General features: G+C 45.7%; 13 protein-coding genes. 7 read left to right on the top strand and 6 right to left on the bottom strand.

Going from position 1 to position 15,510, the window contains the following annotated elements; all coding sequences use genetic code 11:
• Window positions 1-31: 31 nt before the first annotated feature.
• The 5 genes from mnmE to rpmH all read right to left on the bottom strand — a co-directional run bounded on the left by mnmE (window position 32) and on the right by rpmH (window position 3,982).
• Window positions 32-1,408 (bottom strand): tRNA uridine-5-carboxymethylaminomethyl(34) synthesis GTPase MnmE, encoded by a 1,377-nt coding sequence (gene mnmE, locus MHB54_RS13045; protein WP_013312814.1) that lies wholly within the window; start codon window positions 1,406-1,408, stop codon window positions 32-34.
• A 128-nt stretch (window positions 1,409-1,536) separates the two neighbouring features.
• On the bottom strand, window positions 1,537-2,298 hold the full coding sequence (gene jag, locus MHB54_RS13040; protein ID WP_028540985.1) for an RNA-binding cell elongation regulator Jag/EloR: 762 nt from the start codon (window positions 2,296-2,298) through the stop codon (window positions 1,537-1,539).
• Window positions 2,295-3,161 carry a YidC/Oxa1 family membrane protein insertase gene (locus MHB54_RS13035; RefSeq protein WP_264454323.1) on the bottom strand — a complete coding sequence of 289 codons (867 nt, stop codon included), beginning with the start codon at window positions 3,159-3,161 and terminating at the stop codon, window positions 2,295-2,297. The genes jag and MHB54_RS13035 overlap by 4 nt, the downstream gene beginning before the upstream one ends.
• A 71-nt stretch (window positions 3,162-3,232) precedes the next feature.
• Window positions 3,233-3,583, bottom strand: coding sequence for a ribonuclease P protein component (gene rnpA / locus MHB54_RS13030; protein WP_013312817.1), 351 nt, complete (start codon window positions 3,581-3,583; stop codon window positions 3,233-3,235).
• 264 nt (window positions 3,584-3,847) lie between these two features.
• Entirely contained in the window at window positions 3,848-3,982 is a 135-nt protein-coding gene (gene rpmH / locus MHB54_RS13025) for a 50S ribosomal protein L34 (protein ID WP_007433250.1), read from the bottom strand.
• A gap of 1,072 nt (window positions 3,983-5,054) precedes the next feature.
• Here rpmH and dnaA point away from each other — a divergent pair.
• The 6 genes from dnaA to gyrB all read left to right on the top strand — a co-directional run bounded on the left by dnaA (window position 5,055) and on the right by gyrB (window position 11,375).
• Window positions 5,055-6,401, top strand: coding sequence for a chromosomal replication initiator protein DnaA (gene dnaA, locus MHB54_RS13020; protein WP_023986414.1), 1,347 nt, complete (start codon window positions 5,055-5,057; stop codon window positions 6,399-6,401).
• Window positions 6,402-6,587: 186 nt separating this feature from the next.
• The gene (dnaN, locus tag MHB54_RS13015) at window positions 6,588-7,730 is read left to right on the top strand and encodes a DNA polymerase III subunit beta (RefSeq protein ID WP_023986415.1); all 1,143 of its coding nucleotides are present in this window, start codon (window positions 6,588-6,590) and stop codon (window positions 7,728-7,730) included.
• A gap of 47 nt (window positions 7,731-7,777) precedes the next feature.
• Window positions 7,778-7,996 (top strand): S4 domain-containing protein YaaA, encoded by a 219-nt coding sequence (gene yaaA, locus MHB54_RS13010; RefSeq protein ID WP_023986416.1) that lies wholly within the window; start codon window positions 7,778-7,780, stop codon window positions 7,994-7,996.
• A gap of 54 nt (window positions 7,997-8,050) precedes the next feature.
• Entirely contained in the window at window positions 8,051-9,166 is a 1,116-nt protein-coding gene (recF, locus tag MHB54_RS13005; RefSeq protein ID WP_013308098.1) for a DNA replication/repair protein RecF, read from the top strand.
• Window positions 9,167-9,182: 16 nt separating this feature from the next.
• On the top strand, window positions 9,183-9,434 hold the full coding sequence (gene remB / locus MHB54_RS13000) for an extracellular matrix regulator RemB (RefSeq protein WP_007433255.1): 252 nt from the start codon (window positions 9,183-9,185) through the stop codon (window positions 9,432-9,434).
• A 30-nt stretch (window positions 9,435-9,464) separates the two neighbouring features.
• Window positions 9,465-11,375 (top strand): DNA topoisomerase (ATP-hydrolyzing) subunit B, encoded by a 1,911-nt coding sequence (gyrB, locus tag MHB54_RS12995; protein ID WP_013308100.1) that lies wholly within the window; start codon window positions 9,465-9,467, stop codon window positions 11,373-11,375.
• Window positions 11,376-11,516: 141 nt separating this feature from the next.
• On the opposite strand, the gene MHB54_RS12990 is transcribed toward gyrB, so the two are convergent.
• A complete protein-coding gene (locus MHB54_RS12990; RefSeq protein WP_025720769.1) occupies window positions 11,517-12,344 on the bottom strand; it encodes a YheC/YheD family protein in 828 nt (275 codons plus the stop codon).
• Window positions 12,345-12,810: 466 nt separating this feature from the next.
• On the opposite strand from MHB54_RS12990, the gene gyrA reads away from it, so the two are divergent.
• On the top strand, window positions 12,811-15,375 hold the full coding sequence (gene gyrA, locus MHB54_RS12985) for a DNA gyrase subunit A (protein WP_264454322.1): 2,565 nt from the start codon (window positions 12,811-12,813) through the stop codon (window positions 15,373-15,375).
• Window positions 15,376-15,510 lie beyond the last annotated feature (135 nt).

The following is a 15,510-nucleotide window of genomic DNA, read 5'->3' as shown; positions in this document are numbered from 1 at the left end:
AGTAGGCTTATATCAGCCATGCTTGAAAGTTCTATTTGCCCAGACAAAATTGTGAAAATATTTGATCTATTAGCGCATCATGCGCAGTATCGCCTACAATCTCACCCAAATGCTCCCATGCCAGCCTTACATCAATCTGGATCATGTCGATCGGAACAAATTGATCAGCGGCTTCATAGGCATCTACCAGCGATTGCCGCGCCTTCTTCAACAAAGCAATATGCCGTACGTTGCTGACATATGTCATATCCGCTGATTCCAGCTTGCCGCTAAAGAATAAATTCGATATAGCCTGCTCCAGTCGGTCCGCTCCCTCATTTTCCTTCACAGACATCGGTACGATAAGCTCTTCCGGAACATAACGCAGCAACAAATCCCGGTCTACTTGGGCCGGTAAGTCCATTTTATTCATAATGACAATCGCTTGTCTACCGCGGATTTGTTCCATTAATGCCATTTCATCCTCATGCAGTGGTTCGTTGGCGTTAATGACGATGAGCAGCAGATCCGCTTCACTAACCGCCGTTCTCGAACGTTCTACTCCGATCCGCTCCACTACGTCCATCGTTTCACGAATCCCAGCTGTATCCAGCAGCTTGAGCGGAATACTATTAATCGTCACATATTCCTCAATAACGTCACGGGTTGTGCCCGGAATATCGGTCACAATTGCCCGCTCGCCCTGAGCCAATGTGTTCAGCAGTGATGATTTTCCCACATTTGGTCTTCCAACAATCGCTGTGGTCAGCCCTTCACGCAAGATCTTTCCCTGCTCCGCCGTATGCAGCAGCCGATCAATTTCCGTCATGACCTGACTGCTTTTATCCTTGATTAAGTCAGATGTAAAAGATTCAACATCATGCTCAGGATAATCAATGTTCACTTCAATATGAGCAAGTGTCTCCACCAAAACATGACGCAAGCGACGAATATTCTGGGACAGTTGTCCATCCACCTGCTTCAAAGCCACCGAAAAAGCTTTATCTGATTTGGAGCGAATCAAGTCAATAACGCCCTCCGCCTGACTCAGGTCAATACGACCATTCAAAAAAGCACGTTTCGTAAATTCACCTGGCTCAGCCAGACGTATATTTTGCAGCAATAGTAAATCCATCACCCGTTTGACGGCTACGACCCCGCCATGAGTGCTGATTTCTACGACATCTTCTGTCGTAAAAGAGCGTGGAGCCCGCATCACTGTAACTAAAACTTCCTCCACCTTTTCCTGGCTTTGAGGATCTATTATATGTCCATAATGTACCGTGTGAGTTGGAGCCTTGCTTAGAGGCGTTTTACTACGGAACAAAGCCTCCACTTCCGTGACCGCTTCTGGACCGCTGATCCGTACAACCGCAATGCCGCCCTCGCCGACAGCCGTTGCAATGGCAGCTATAGTATCGCTCAGCATAAAGTTTCTACCTCCTATCATGTAGAAACGACATTGCCGTCCTTCATCAAGGACGGCAGCCGTTTCAGCGAGAAATATAAGAAAAAAAGCAATGGCTTCTGCATCTTGCAGAGAGCCATTGCGTCGGATTATTTTTTAGCAATGACGACGCGCCGATTGGGCTCGTCCCCCTTGCTGTATGTTCTAACCAGCGCATGCTGTTGGAGCTTGGCGTGAATCAGCTTCCGCTCCTGTGACGGCATTGGCTCCAGTACCACTTCCTTGCCATAACGAATAGCCTGGTTTGCCAACCGATCTGCCAAATCCTCCAGCGTTTTTTGCCGACGTGCACGAAATTGCTCGGCATCCAGCACAATTCGGATGAATTTGTCAGAATGACGGTTGGCAACGATATTCGTCAGGTACTGTAATGCATCCAATGTCTGTCCTCTGCGGCCGATCAACATACCGAGTGACGGACCGGAGATATCCAGTGTACTTTCATCCTTGCGGTGGCGGACATCAACTTTAACGTCCAATCCCATTCCTGCTGCTGTTTCACGGATGAAACGCACCGCCTCTTCATAAGGATCTATATGTCCCGAGGGTGCTCCCATGTTCATCTGTGCTTCCTGTGCAACAGGCCCAGTTTCTTCTGATAAAGCCTGTCCCACGCTAGAAGGTGCTTGAGCCGATACATGAGGTTCAGCCGCGTGTGTGGTTTCAGGAGACGGCTCAGAGAGCAGCGTAAGCTCCACCTTCGCCTTCTTGACCCCGAGCCACCCCAGGAATCCTTTTGACGGCTGTTCCAACACGCTTACGGTTACCCGTTCACGGCTTACTCCCAGCTGGGAGAGTCCTTGTCTTACAGCATCTTCAACGGTTTTTCCTGATGTCACGACTTTGGTCATCTCGACTTTTTAGCCCCCTTCGTGTTTTTGCCACTTTTTTTCTTACTATTGGAGAAACCTGTTTTCGCGAGACTGGCTGTTTTCACATTCGCCAGTGCTGCTTCTTTATCCTTATTCCGATAAAGGAAATAGTTTTGAATGATCGTGTAAATATTACTGTAGAACCAGTACAACGGCAAAGCGGATGGGAAGTTGTACGACATGAAAAGAATCAGCACTGGATAGACGTACAGCAAAAATTGCATTGGTCCCTGCTGCGGCGTCGGATTCATTTTCATCATCATCCAGGTTTGGACAAAAGTCGTAATCGCTGCCAAAATCGGCAGGATAAACAAGTGATCCGGTTTACCTAACTGGAGCCACAAGAAGTCATGATCCCGCAATGCCGAGTTATAATAAATGGCATTATAAAGCGCGATGAAAATTGGCATCTGTACTACCAAAGGAAGACAGCCAGCCATCGGGTTGACCTTATTTTCCTGGAACAACTTCATCGTCTCTTGCTGGACTTTTTCAGGCGTATCCTTGTACTTCGCTTGAATTTCTTTTAATTGCGGCTGAATGGCCTGCATAGCTTTGGAACTACGTACTTGCTTGAGTGTAAGCGGCAAAATAATGGTTCGCACGATAATCACCAGAATCAGTACGGCCAGGCCATACTCTCCAGAGAACCATTGGGCAAATGTATCTAACGCATACGAAAACCAGTAAACGACATATCTTTGCCAAAACGATCCATTGGCCAAGTCTGCCGTCGTGTAAGAATTGTGGGCCGTCTGAGCACATCCGGACAGCACAGCAACAAGTGCCAATAAGGCAATCAGGAGGAACCATTTTCCTCGTTGAGTCTTCAAACGCGACACTTCATAACCCCTTTCTTAACCAATCCATTCCAACGTAAATCATACCATATCCTGTAGGACAAAGATACTGACTATCGGCGTGAAGACTTGAGCAGCGAGGCTTTGCGTAGAACGTGCAGCACGCTTTTCTCCAGCTCTTGATACGACATTGTAACCGCACCCTTACGAACGATAAAAATCAGGTCAATCTGCTCCACCAATTCATGCTCATGATGGCGCACAATTTCCTTAACGATTCTGCGCATCCGGTTGCGAACTACTGCGTTGCCGATCTTCTTGCTGGCCGAAATTCCGACGCGGAACTGCTCTACCTCTCTGCGGCGGAACCAGTACACCACAAACTGATGGTTGGCAAAAGATTTGCCATGGCGGTATACGCGCCCAAAGTCCGCCCGGTTTCGTAGACGCAATTTTTTTTGCACGGCGCTTCTCCTTGCTCATCTCTTTTACACATGTCGGTAAGCTAACCTTTACCTTTTATATAGTAAGAAGTATGGACAACATTCCAACATGGTAATCTCGCTTATTTTATATCCGTTTTCAAAAGCTTCATCTAATATAGGACAGGATGCTGGACTTCTCCCTCTTCTTTCACTACATTTTTTACAACAATAAAAGAAGGAATCCGATCCCTGAATACCTCAATTATGAAAAAAAAGACCACCGTAGTGGTCTTTATGCACGCATTACGCACTCAATACTTTTCTACCTTTTTGGCGACGAGCTGCCAAAACTTTACGGCCATTCTTCGTGCTCATTCTTTTACGGAAGCCGTGAACTTTTTTACGTTTGCTGACATTCGGTCTGAAAGTCGGTCTCATTGTGCTGCACCTCCTTACAAGGAATACGTTTTATATGGAATATACCTAACGTAGCAATCTCCACAAAAAACACCTTTGTACATTTAACCACAAATAGCGGCCAAAGTCAATGTACTTGTGAATCCTCTCCCTCTTTTTCGCATTCAGGAAGCCTCCTCCCCTTCCTCCCGCTCACTCACTTCACTCTTTTATCCCCTTACTTCATAAAACTTCTTTCACCTCTCCCTCCATCATCAGCATTCTATTTGTAGTTTTCGCTCCTCCAAAAACGGTTTTTTACATTTATTCATTCTGTAACTTGAATCCATCCTATTTTCAGATCGACGTTATCAGGTTCGTTCAAAAATAATGTCGGAAACGTTACCGGAAATTTTCAACAGAAAAATAAGCCTCTGTGACCAAAAGGCAACGGCTGTTATACACAGATCCACAAAAAGAACTGAATTGTGATTTAAATGGTCATAACCTGTGCATAACATTTTAGAGTAAAAAAGAGTTATTGTCGAAAACTGAACAAATTATAAACAATATCTTGTGTTGTGAATAAAAATTGTACACAACAGATTGAATTTGTGGATAAATAACCACCAGTCATTGAAATACAAGGCTTCTTTTGCTATGATGATATTACTTTTGAATGTGAATATGTTGTTTTACCCTCCATATTATCAACACCCTGTGGATAAAGTTGTGAACAAGTTCAATTTATCCATCTTTTTATTTTTGTGCGGATTCGGGATTCTGGGGATATATTCTACATTTTTCATTTGATTTCGACATATTGCAGTCCCGTTTTGGCCTGCGGGATCAAGAGAACGGATCGTGCCGCACATTCCCTCCTGAGAAATATCGCCTTTCTTCTGCTGATCAGCAGCGGAATTTCCATTAGCTATTTTTCAGGGTCATTTTGTGCTGCGTTCTCTCACCACACTGCCGCATGATTTAGGCGGCGGTATGTCTTTTTATGGCCTTCAACAACATTTTTGGGATTTAGGCGTTTTGCCGAAGCGCCGAGAGCAGCTCTCTGCAGCCTAATTCGGTAAAATGTCAGGATTTAAAAGGAGTGACGTCTGTGGACAGCCATACCTCTGAACTATGGCAGCAAATTCTATCCATCATACAAACCAAGCTGAGTAAGCCGAGTTACGACACTTGGTTTAAGGCTACCAAGGCAGCGAAACTAAATGACCACTCCATTGTGATTTCTGCACCGACAACTTTTGCCGTGGAATGGCTTGAAAGCCGCTATACCAAGCTAGTCGGAGCAACGGTTTATGAAATTTTGGGCAAACAACTAGAGGTCAAGTTCGTTATTGAAGAGAACAAGCCCGCCGAGGTCGACCTTCAGCAACAACCTCAGCAGCAGCCGGTCGTTCATGAAGAAGCTGTGTCCCATATGCTGAATCCCAAATATACATTCGATACATTCGTCATCGGATCGGGGAACCGTTTTGCCCATGCGGCATCGCTGGCCGTCGCCGAGGCGCCGGCAAAAGCTTACAATCCGCTGTTTTTATACGGTGGTGTGGGGCTGGGGAAAACGCATCTGATGCACGCTATCGGACACTATATTTTGGAGCACAATCCGACCAGCAAGGTCGTTTATTTATCGTCGGAGAAGTTTACGAATGAATTCATTAATGCCATCCGGGACAACCGCGGGGAAAGTTTCCGGAATAAATATCGCAACATTGATATTTTGCTCATTGATGATATTCAATTCATTGCGGGCAAGGAATCGACGCAGGAGGAATTTTTCCACACGTTCAACGCCCTTCATGAGGAACGCAAGCAGATTATAATCTCAAGCGATCGGCCGCCTAAAGAAATTCCAACGCTGGAAGAACGGCTGCGCTCTCGCTTTGAGTGGGGACTTATTACGGATATTCAACCGCCGGATCTGGAGACGAGAATTGCTATTCTTCGGAAAAAGGCGCGGGCGGAGAACCTGGATATTCCTAATGAGGCCATGATGTATATCGCTAATCAAATTGATACAAACATCCGTGAGCTGGAAGGGGCGCTTATTCGCGTTGTCGCTTATTCCTCCTTAACCAATCAGGATGTCACAAGTCATCTCGCGGCTGAGGCGTTGAAAGATATTATCCCGTCCAGTCGTCCAAAAATGATCACGATTCAGGATATACAGCATCAAGTCGGGGAATTTTACAATCTACGGCTGGAGGATTTTAAAGCGCGTAAGCGGACGAAGGCTGTAGCTTTTCCACGACAGATTGCCATGTACCTGTCTCGTGAGCTAACCGACTATTCTTTGCCAAAAATCGGCGAAGCCTTCGGTGGGCGTGATCATACGACTGTCATTCATGCGCACGAAAAAATCTCCAAATCCATTCAAGTGGATCAGGATCTGTTTAAAGTTATCAACAGCCTAATAGAAAAAATCAAAAATCCAACCTGAATAAGTTCAGAGCCTATACACAATTTATACACATGTGGATAGGCTTGATTTTATTAGGGTTACAGTGACTTATCCACATATTCAGTGCGCCTATTACTATTACTAATATATTTTAAAGATATACATCACCTAAATAAGGCCCGCGTCAACGCGTGCTTGAAGGATTAAAACCCGTAGGAGGAACTTATGAAGATCAGCATTCTGAAAAACGTTTTGAACGAGGCTATACAACATGTATCCAAAGCGATATCAAGTCGGACTACGATTCCAATTCTGAGTGGTATTAAGCTGGATGTGAATCACCAGGGAGTAACGCTGACCGCCAGCGATACAGACATCTCCATTCAATCCTTTATTCCGATGGAGGATGGTGACCAAACTGTTGTTCAGGTCGAACAACCCGGCAGTGTTGTGCTGCCTGCCAAATTCTTTGTCGAAATTATCAAAAAGTTGCCGTCGCAGGAGATCCATATGGAGGTAAAAGACCAATTTCAAACCTTTATCTCGTCTGGCGCAACTGAAATTCAGATTGTTGGCTTGGACCCTGAAGAATTCCCGGTGCTTCCCAACATTGAAGAAAATCAAGTCATCTCTGTACCAGGAGATTTACTTAAAAATATGATTAAACAGACGGTATTCTCCATCTCCACCCACGAAACGACACCGATTTTAACTGGCGTGTTGTGGAATCTGGCTGAGGGTGAATTGAAGTTTGTGGCAACGGACCGCCACCGCCTTGCCACCCGTAGCGCTCATTTGGAGACGTCTGAAGGCTTGCGTTTTAGCAATGTTGTCATTGCGGGCAAAACGCTGAATGAGCTGAGCAGAATTATTCCAGATCAAAATATGCTTGTGGATATCGTAGTAGCGGACAATCAGGTATTATTCAAAGTAGATCGGGTGCTATTTTATTCCCGCATCTTGGACGGCACCTATCCTGATACTTCTAGAATTATTCCGACCTCCTACAAAACAGAACTGATTGTGGATACAAAAAGTTTAAGTGAGTCAATTGACCGTGCTTATTTGCTGTCCCGTGAGGAAAAAACGAATATTGTAAAAATGCAGTCGCTGGAAAATGGCGGTTTGGAGATTTCCTCTAGTTCCTCTGAGCTTGGCAAAGTGCGTGAGGAAGTAACTGTGTCCAAATTTGAGGGAGAGCCGCTCAAAATTTCGTTCAACTCTAAATACATGCTCGACGTGCTGAAGGTGATTGACAGCGAGCAGCTGACGATTGCTTTTACCGGCATTATGAGCCCCATTATTTTAAAACCGGCTGATTCCAGCAATGCGCTGTATATCATCCTGCCATATCGCACAACCAACTGACGTTTAGCGTTAACCCACCCGAGGACAAGCGAAAGGATGAACAAGCCTTGAAACAGATATCTATACAAACCGAATACATTAAGCTCGATCAATTTTTAAAATTAGCCGATTGTGTATCCACAGGAGGCATGGCTAAAGCCCTGCTGCAAGAGGGACAAGTCCGTGTGAATGGTGAACCGGAAGAACGTCGTGGAAGAAAACTGTACCCGGGTGATACCGTAGAAGTAGAGGACAACGGAAGTTTCGAAGTTACAGCAGGAGCATGATCGCCTGGGTGGCAAGGACTCCTTTTAGGTACGGAGTAACAAGGGGGACCCTATGTGTTTGTGAACAACATTGTTTTGCAGCAGTACCGGAACTATGAACAGCTGGAGCTGAATGAATTTGGGCCCGTTAATTTGCTGATCGGACAAAATGCGCAGGGCAAAACGAATCTGGTAGAGGCAATTTTTGTACTGGCTTTAACCAAAAGTCATCGAACGTCCCGCGACAAGGAGTTAATCTCTTTCGGGGCTACTTCCACTCACCTAGCTGCGGATGTGGATAAAAAATACGGGAAAATCAGACTGGATCTCGCGTTATCCACACAAGGCAAAAAAGCAAAGATCAACGGACTGGAGCAGCGCAAACTGAGCGATTTTATCGGTTCGTTAAATGTGGTCATGTTTGCACCTGAGGATCTGGAAATTGTGAAAGGAACACCGGGGGTTCGCCGCCGGTTTCTTGACATGGAAATCGGACAGGTTGCGCCAGGATATCTGTATCATTTGCAGCAATATCAGAAAGTATTGGTTCAGCGAAACAACCTGCTCAAGCAAGCTTGGGGTAAGGATATGGCGTCAGTGCAGCTGATGCTGGAGGTATGGAATGAGCAACTTGTTGAGCATGGTGTTAAAATTGTTAAAAAGCGGAAACAATTTATAACAAAGCTACAAAAGTGGGCTCAGGCCATTCATGAAGGGATCGCAGGTGGGACAGAAGAGTTAAAATTAACCTATGTTCCCTCCTTCAGTGAGCCAGAGGAAGAAGATGAAGCTGTCTTATTGGAGCGATTTATGATAAAGTTATCCCAAATGAGGGAACAGGAAATCCGCCGTGGCATGACTTTGGCGGGACCCCATCGTGACGATTTGGCCTTTGCCATTAACGGCAGAGAAGTGCATACGTATGGCTCTCAGGGGCAGCAGCGGACGACGGCCCTGTCCTTGAAGTTGGCCGAAATAGAGTTAATTCATGAGGAAATTGGTGAATATCCTGTCTTGCTGCTGGATGATGTTTTGTCCGAGCTGGACCCCTATCGTCAGACCCAGCTGATCGAGACTTTCCAAAGCAAGGTACAGACCTTTATCACGGCAACCGGGGTTGAGACTTTGAACGCAGAACGACTCAAGGATGCCAATATTTATCACGTCCACGACGGGCATGTGGAACACTAAGGAGTGAGTGACCGCTATGTATATTCATCTGGGTGGAGAAAAAATCATCCGCTCGTCAGAGCTTGTGGCTATTTTCGATATCTCGATTGAAAAATCCTCTAAAATCTCCAAGCAATATGTGAACCACGCCCAACAGCAAAAGCATGTCGAGATGATTGGCGAAGAGGAAGCCAAGTCCATCGTAGTGACTCAGAATACGGTGTATTATTCCCCCATCTCCTCAACAACACTCAAAAAGCGGGCAAACCAGTTTGTTGCCAATGCTTAACCATAGAATCTATAGAAGTAGGTGAAAGGCATGTCTATGAATCAACCGTCTTATGATGCGGGCGAGATTCAGGTCCTCGAGGGCCTGGAAGCGGTTCGGAAACGTCCCGGGATGTATATTGGCTCCACGAGCGCCAAAGGTCTCCATCATCTGGTCTGGGAAGTTGTGGACAACAGCATTGACGAAGCGCTGGCGGGTTATTGTGACAGCATTCAAGTTGTGGTTCACGAAGATAACAGCGTTACCGTTACAGATAACGGACGCGGTATTCCGGTAAGCGAACACGCCAAAATGAAAAAATCTGCGCTGGAAGTCGTTATGACTGTACTTCACGCAGGTGGTAAATTCGGAGGCGGAGGGTACAAGGTATCCGGTGGTCTGCACGGGGTTGGTGTATCGGTAGTGAACGCTCTCTCCAGCAAAATGATTGTTCATGTTAAACGGGACGGACATCTGTATGAGCAGGAATATCACCGTGGTGCTCCGCAGTATGATGTCAGAGTCATCGGTGATACAGACGAGACGGGTACCCAAACGACCTTCTATCCGGACGATCAAATCTTTACAGAAACGACTGTGTACGATTATGATACGCTCCAAACGCGGATTCGTGAGTTGGCTTTCCTGAACAAAGGCATTGCAATCAGCTTGACTGATGAACGGACGGGCGCCAGCGATACATTCCATTACGAGGGCGGAATCAGTGAATATGTACAATTCTTGAATCAAAAAAGAGAAGCGTTACATGAACAGCCGATTTATGTCGAAGGCTCGCGTGATATGATTCAAGTCGAGGTTGCTTTGCAATATAACGACAGCTATACCGAGAATATTTATTCTTTTGCTAACAACATCAATACCCATGAGGGCGGAACTCACGAATCAGGCTTCAAGAGTGCATTAACCCGGATTATTAACGATTATGCACGTAAAAATGGCTTGATTAAGGACAACAATGCCAACTTGACTGGTGATGATGTGCGTGAAGGATTGACGGCGATTATCTCCGTCAAAATTCCAGAACCACAGTTTGAGGGTCAGACCAAGACAAAGCTGGGGAACAGTGAGGTGCGAGGGATTGTCGAATCCCTATTCGCAGAGAAACTCCAGGAATTCCTAGAGGAAAATCCGTCTGTTTCCCGCCGTGTGGTTGATAAATCATTACAAGCAGCACGTGCCCGGGAAGCAGCGCGTAAAGCGCGTGAGCTTACACGTCGTAAAAGCGCGCTGGAAATCAGTTCGCTCCCAGGCAAGCTGGCAGATTGCTCCTCTAAGGATGCTTCGATTAGTGAACTGTACATCGTCGAAGGTGACTCAGCGGGGGGTTCGGCCAAGCAGGGTCGTGATCGTCACTTTCAAGCTATTTTGCCGATTCGCGGTAAAATCCTGAATGTCGAAAAGGCACGCTTGGACCGTATTTTGTCCAGTGATGAAATCCGGTCGATGGTAACAGCAATGGGCACAGGGATCGGAGACGACTTTGACATCGCCAAAGCCCGTTATCACAAGGTCATTATCATGACAGATGCGGATGTCGATGGTGCCCATATTCGTACGTTGTTGCTGACGTTCTTCTATCGGTACATGCGTAAAATCATTGATGCAGGCTATATTTATATTGCTCAGCCACCACTATTCAAAGTAGAGCGTAACAAAGTTGTACGTTATGCGAACTCCGAGGCGGAACGTGATGAGATCATCAGGGAATTTGGAGAAAACGCGAAGTACAATGTACAGCGCTATAAAGGTTTGGGTGAGATGAATGCGACCCAACTTTGGGAAACTACGATGGACCCTGAGAGTCGTACCATGCTTCAGGTAACTGTCAGTGACGCGATGCTGGCTGATACACTGTTCAATACCTTGATGGGTGATAATGTAGAACCTCGTCGTGACTTTATCCAAGAACATGCGAAGTACGTGAAAAATCTCGATTTTTAATGTGTGATGTTCTTTCCTAGTGGCTGTATTACGTGCTCATTAGGTAGTATTTTGTAGGAGTTCACAAGGGGCGCCCAAAGGGGCGTCCCTTTTCTTGTCATTAACCAGCCCGGGTGTATTTGAATATTTAATCTCATTGTTTTAGGCTTTTTTCTTAGAGCGTACGGCTTTACCCGTGGATGGAGAGTACCGTCCGTAGCCTACTGCATATCTGAATATTTTATGATAGAGGCTTTTGTTTGGAAGGGAAGAGAACACCTTGATTGCTGGTCTCGTGTTAACCTCCAGAATCCACGGATAATTTTGCTGATCCAGTCCCACATCTAATCCTATTTCCCTTAAACGTGGGTATCTTTTTTGCAACTGCCAGGCTACCCGTTCGCCCATTTTTGATAATTTTTGCTCCAGTCGTACAGATTCCTTTACATCCATGTATGGAGCGACCAGCTCATTGAAAAAGCGCGTTGTCCCACCGCTGTGATGATTGGTGACGACTTTGTCAGGAGCAGCTACGCGTCCTACAATAAGCGTTGTTTCCCATTGGTGTCTTAAGTTCATCTGGGTTAATACCCTCAGATCGAAAGGGCGTGCTTCATGCTGAAGAAGTGGAATTCCACGCTGGATCAGATATGGACGTTTTCGTATGCGGGAAGAAACCACTCTATGCAGATCTTCTAGACTTTCGAAGGTGAAGGTATCTACTTCATAGCGAAGCACATACCAAGTTCTCTCTTCGATGATTCCTTCTTCTGTCGGCGGAAGCGGTTCTGTCAGCCTCTCTGCCCGCATAACCCCTTTTCCATAAGTACCGTTATCAGGCTTAATATAGACAGTACCATACACGGCCAACATTTCGTTCAAGTGATCAAACGTGTACAACCGTGTTTCCGGTACATAAGCGGCCAATGTCGGATTGGGGAGAATGGCATTTGTTTTGGTCCACTTACTGGATACTCGCTGAATAGACAAGTAATCTCATCCCTTTCTTTTCGAAATATGAGTCATGTACTTGGAATCCGCAACACTTTGACAAAACAAGGGAAACTAAAGGACAAGTGCGTAAAACAATGATATAATAGAGAAATACGGCGTTTTTCGGAATTTTGCTAAGTGAACCCTGACCGTATACGTATTGTATGTGGAAAAGGCCCTTAGGGTGGGGGCTAATCCCCAGCTCTGGGGAATTTGTTATAATCAGGGCTTGTGAGTTGTACAAGAGAATAGCGATCTGCTACAGGCAGAGAGAGAATGACGAGGGATTTACGCTGTAAAGAGGACAGATGTGTTTAATTGTGCTCTTTTTGTGAAAGTAATATAATTATACAGATGAGGATTTCAGCCAAAATCCTGCGCAGAGAGCGGAGTGTATAGGCAGTATCTTGTTAGGCTTTTCACATAGAGAGCATTGTATTGAAGGATAAGAAGGAGGACCAGCATGGCGGATCAAAATAACTCGCAAATCATCAATAGGGATATCGGAGTGGAAATGCGCGAATCCTTTATGGATTATGCCATGAGTATTATTGTTAGCCGTGCCTTGCCTGATGTGCGGGACGGACTGAAGCCGGTACACCGTCGTATTTTGTACGCGATGTCCGAGCTGGGCATGTCGCCAGATAAGCCTTACAAAAAATCGGCAAGAATCGTCGGCGAAGTTATCGGTAAATATCACCCTCATGGTGATACGGCTGTATATGATACGATGGTGCGGATGGCGCAGGATTTTTCTTTGCGTTATATGTTGGTGGATGGACACGGTAACTTTGGCTCCGTGGATGGAGATATGGCGGCTGCGATGCGTTACACCGAAGCACGGTTGTCCAAGATTGCCATGGAAATGCTACGTGATTTGAACAAAGAGACCGTTGATTTTATGCCGAACTACGATGGTGAAGAGAGCGAGCCCGTCGTATTACCTGCACGTTATCCTAACTTGCTGGTGAATGGTGTCGGCGGAATTGCAGTCGGAATGGCTACCAATATTCCTCCGCATAACTTGGGAGAGGTTATCGATGGTGTACAAGCATTGATCGAAAACCCCGACATTACGCCGATGGAACTTATGGATTATATTCAAGGGCCCGATTTCCCGACAGCAGGTTATATTTTAGGACGCTCTGGTATCCGTCAGGCGTACCAGACTGGCCGCGGATCTGTGACCATGCGTGCGAAGACCACCATAGAAGAGATTGGCAATAAAGCACGGATTATCGTGCATGAGTTGCCTTACCAAGTGAATAAGGCTCGTCTGGTTGAGAAAATTGCCGAATTAGTACGTGACAAACGTATTGAAGGCATTACGGATCTTCGGGATGAATCGGACCGTACAGGTATGCGTGTCGTTATCGAGTTGCGTAGGGACGTGAACCCGAACGTCGTTCTGAATAATTTGTTTAAACATACGGCTATGCAGTCGAATTTCGGTATTAATATGCTTGCCATTGTAAACAACGAACCGAAGATTTTGAACCTGAAGGATGTCTTGTATCATTATCTCAAACATCAGGTCGAGGTTATTCGTCGCCGGACAGAATTTGATCTGAAAAAAGCCGAAGCCAGAGCACACATTCTGGAAGGCTTGCGCATTGCCCTTGACCATCTGGACGAAGTTATTGCTTTGATTCGTTCTTCCCAAACTGCAGAAGCAGCTCGTGAAGGACTGATTGAGCGTTTCTCGCTCACTCTTGAGCAGTCTCAGGCTATTCTCGATATGCGTCTGCAACGCTTAACCGGTTTGGAACGTGAGAAGATCGAGAACGAATATAACGAGCTAATACAAAAGATTGCGGAATACCGTGAGATTTTGGCGAACGAGCATCTGGTACTCAACATCATTAGCGAAGAGCTGAATGAACTTAAGGAACGCTTCGCTGATGACCGTCGCACTGAAATTACAGTGGGTGAAGAGAGTATTCTGGATGAGGATCTCATTCCGCGTGAAGATGTTATTATTACTGTAACCCATACGGGATATATCAAACGCCTTCCTGTTACTACCTATCGCAGTCAAAAACGCGGTGGTCGTGGTGTAGTGGGTATGGATACCAAAGATGAGGATTTCGTAGAGCATCTGTTCATTACGAATTCACATCATCATTTGTTATTCTTTACCGACAAGGGCAAGGTATATCGGATTAAGGCCTATGAGATTCCTGACCTTAGCCGGACAGCCCGGGGAACACCGATTATTAACCTGATTCAGATTGAACAGGGTGAGTCGATCAATGCGGTAATTCCAATCGAGGAATTTGTGGAGGATAGCTATCTATTCTTTGCGACCCAGCATGGAATCATAAAGAAGACACCACTTGACGACTATGCAAATATCCGCAAAGGTGGCTTGATTGCCATTAACTTGCGTGAAGATGACTCCCTGATCGAAGTGAAGCTGACGGACGGACAACAGGAAATGATTATTGGTACAGCACAAGGCATGTCTATCCGTTTCCCTGAAAGTGATGTACGGTCTATGGGCCGTAGCGCTACAGGGGTTAAAGGGATCAACCTTGATGAGAGTGATGCTGTAATTGGTATGGACATCGTAGATACCAGCCTGGATATCCTGATTGTAACGGCCAAAGGTTATGGCAAGCGTACCCCTGTTGTGGATTATCGTATCCAAAGCCGTGGAGGTAAGGGGATCAAGACGATTAATGTTACGGATAAAAATGGTCCGGTTGTCGGTCTCAAGGTTGTAAAAACCGAAGAGGATCTGATGATCATTACAGCTAGTGGCACCTTGATTCGGACTAGCATGGGGGAAATCTCCACGATGGGTCGGAATACACAAGGGGTAAGGCTGATTAATATTCGCGATGATGATTCGGTTGCAACTGTTTGTCGAGCGAACAAGAATGAGGAGCAGGATGAACTGCTTGAAGAATTATTAGAGGGTGGGGAAGCTGGAGAGGGCTCATCTCTATCATTTGTTGAACCAACTCTCGAAACGAATACAGAAGGTGCGGAAGGTAACGACCCAGAATCTTCTGAGGGCGAATAAGAGCCTGAATATGGAAACAACAGTAGTTATTAAATTTCAGATGGAACAGACTCTCTGACTATTTGGTCGGGGAGTCTTTTTCTTTTTCTGGCTAACGAATTCAGACAAGTATGCTTTAAATGGCATAAAATGAAT

This window comes from Paenibacillus sp. FSL M7-0802 (assembly GCF_038004945.1).
Lineage (GTDB): Bacteria > Bacillota > Bacilli > Paenibacillales > Paenibacillaceae > Paenibacillus > Paenibacillus polymyxa_B.
Note: the sequence above shows the minus strand (reverse complement) of the source record. Positions and strands in the feature narration are given on the sequence as shown.

What these genes read in the sequence shown, in the direction of transcription:
- jag (WP_028540985.1), bottom strand. Translation starts at nt 2,298, where the DNA reads ATGACCAAAGTCGTGACATCAGGAAAAACCGTTGAAGATGCTGTAAGA.
- remB (WP_007433255.1), top strand. Translation starts at nt 9,183, where the DNA reads ATGTATATTCATCTGGGTGGAGAAAAAATCATCCGCTCGTCAGAGCTT.
- rpmH (WP_007433250.1), bottom strand. Translation starts at nt 3,982, where the DNA reads ATGAGACCGACTTTCAGACCGAATGTCAGCAAACGTAAAAAAGTTCAC.
- gyrA (WP_264454322.1), top strand. Translation starts at nt 12,811, where the DNA reads ATGGCGGATCAAAATAACTCGCAAATCATCAATAGGGATATCGGAGTG.
- dnaN (WP_023986415.1), top strand. Translation starts at nt 6,588, where the DNA reads ATGAAGATCAGCATTCTGAAAAACGTTTTGAACGAGGCTATACAACAT.
- gyrB (WP_013308100.1), top strand. Translation starts at nt 9,465, where the DNA reads ATGTCTATGAATCAACCGTCTTATGATGCGGGCGAGATTCAGGTCCTC.
- mnmE (WP_013312814.1), bottom strand. Translation starts at nt 1,408, where the DNA reads ATGCTGAGCGATACTATAGCTGCCATTGCAACGGCTGTCGGCGAGGGC.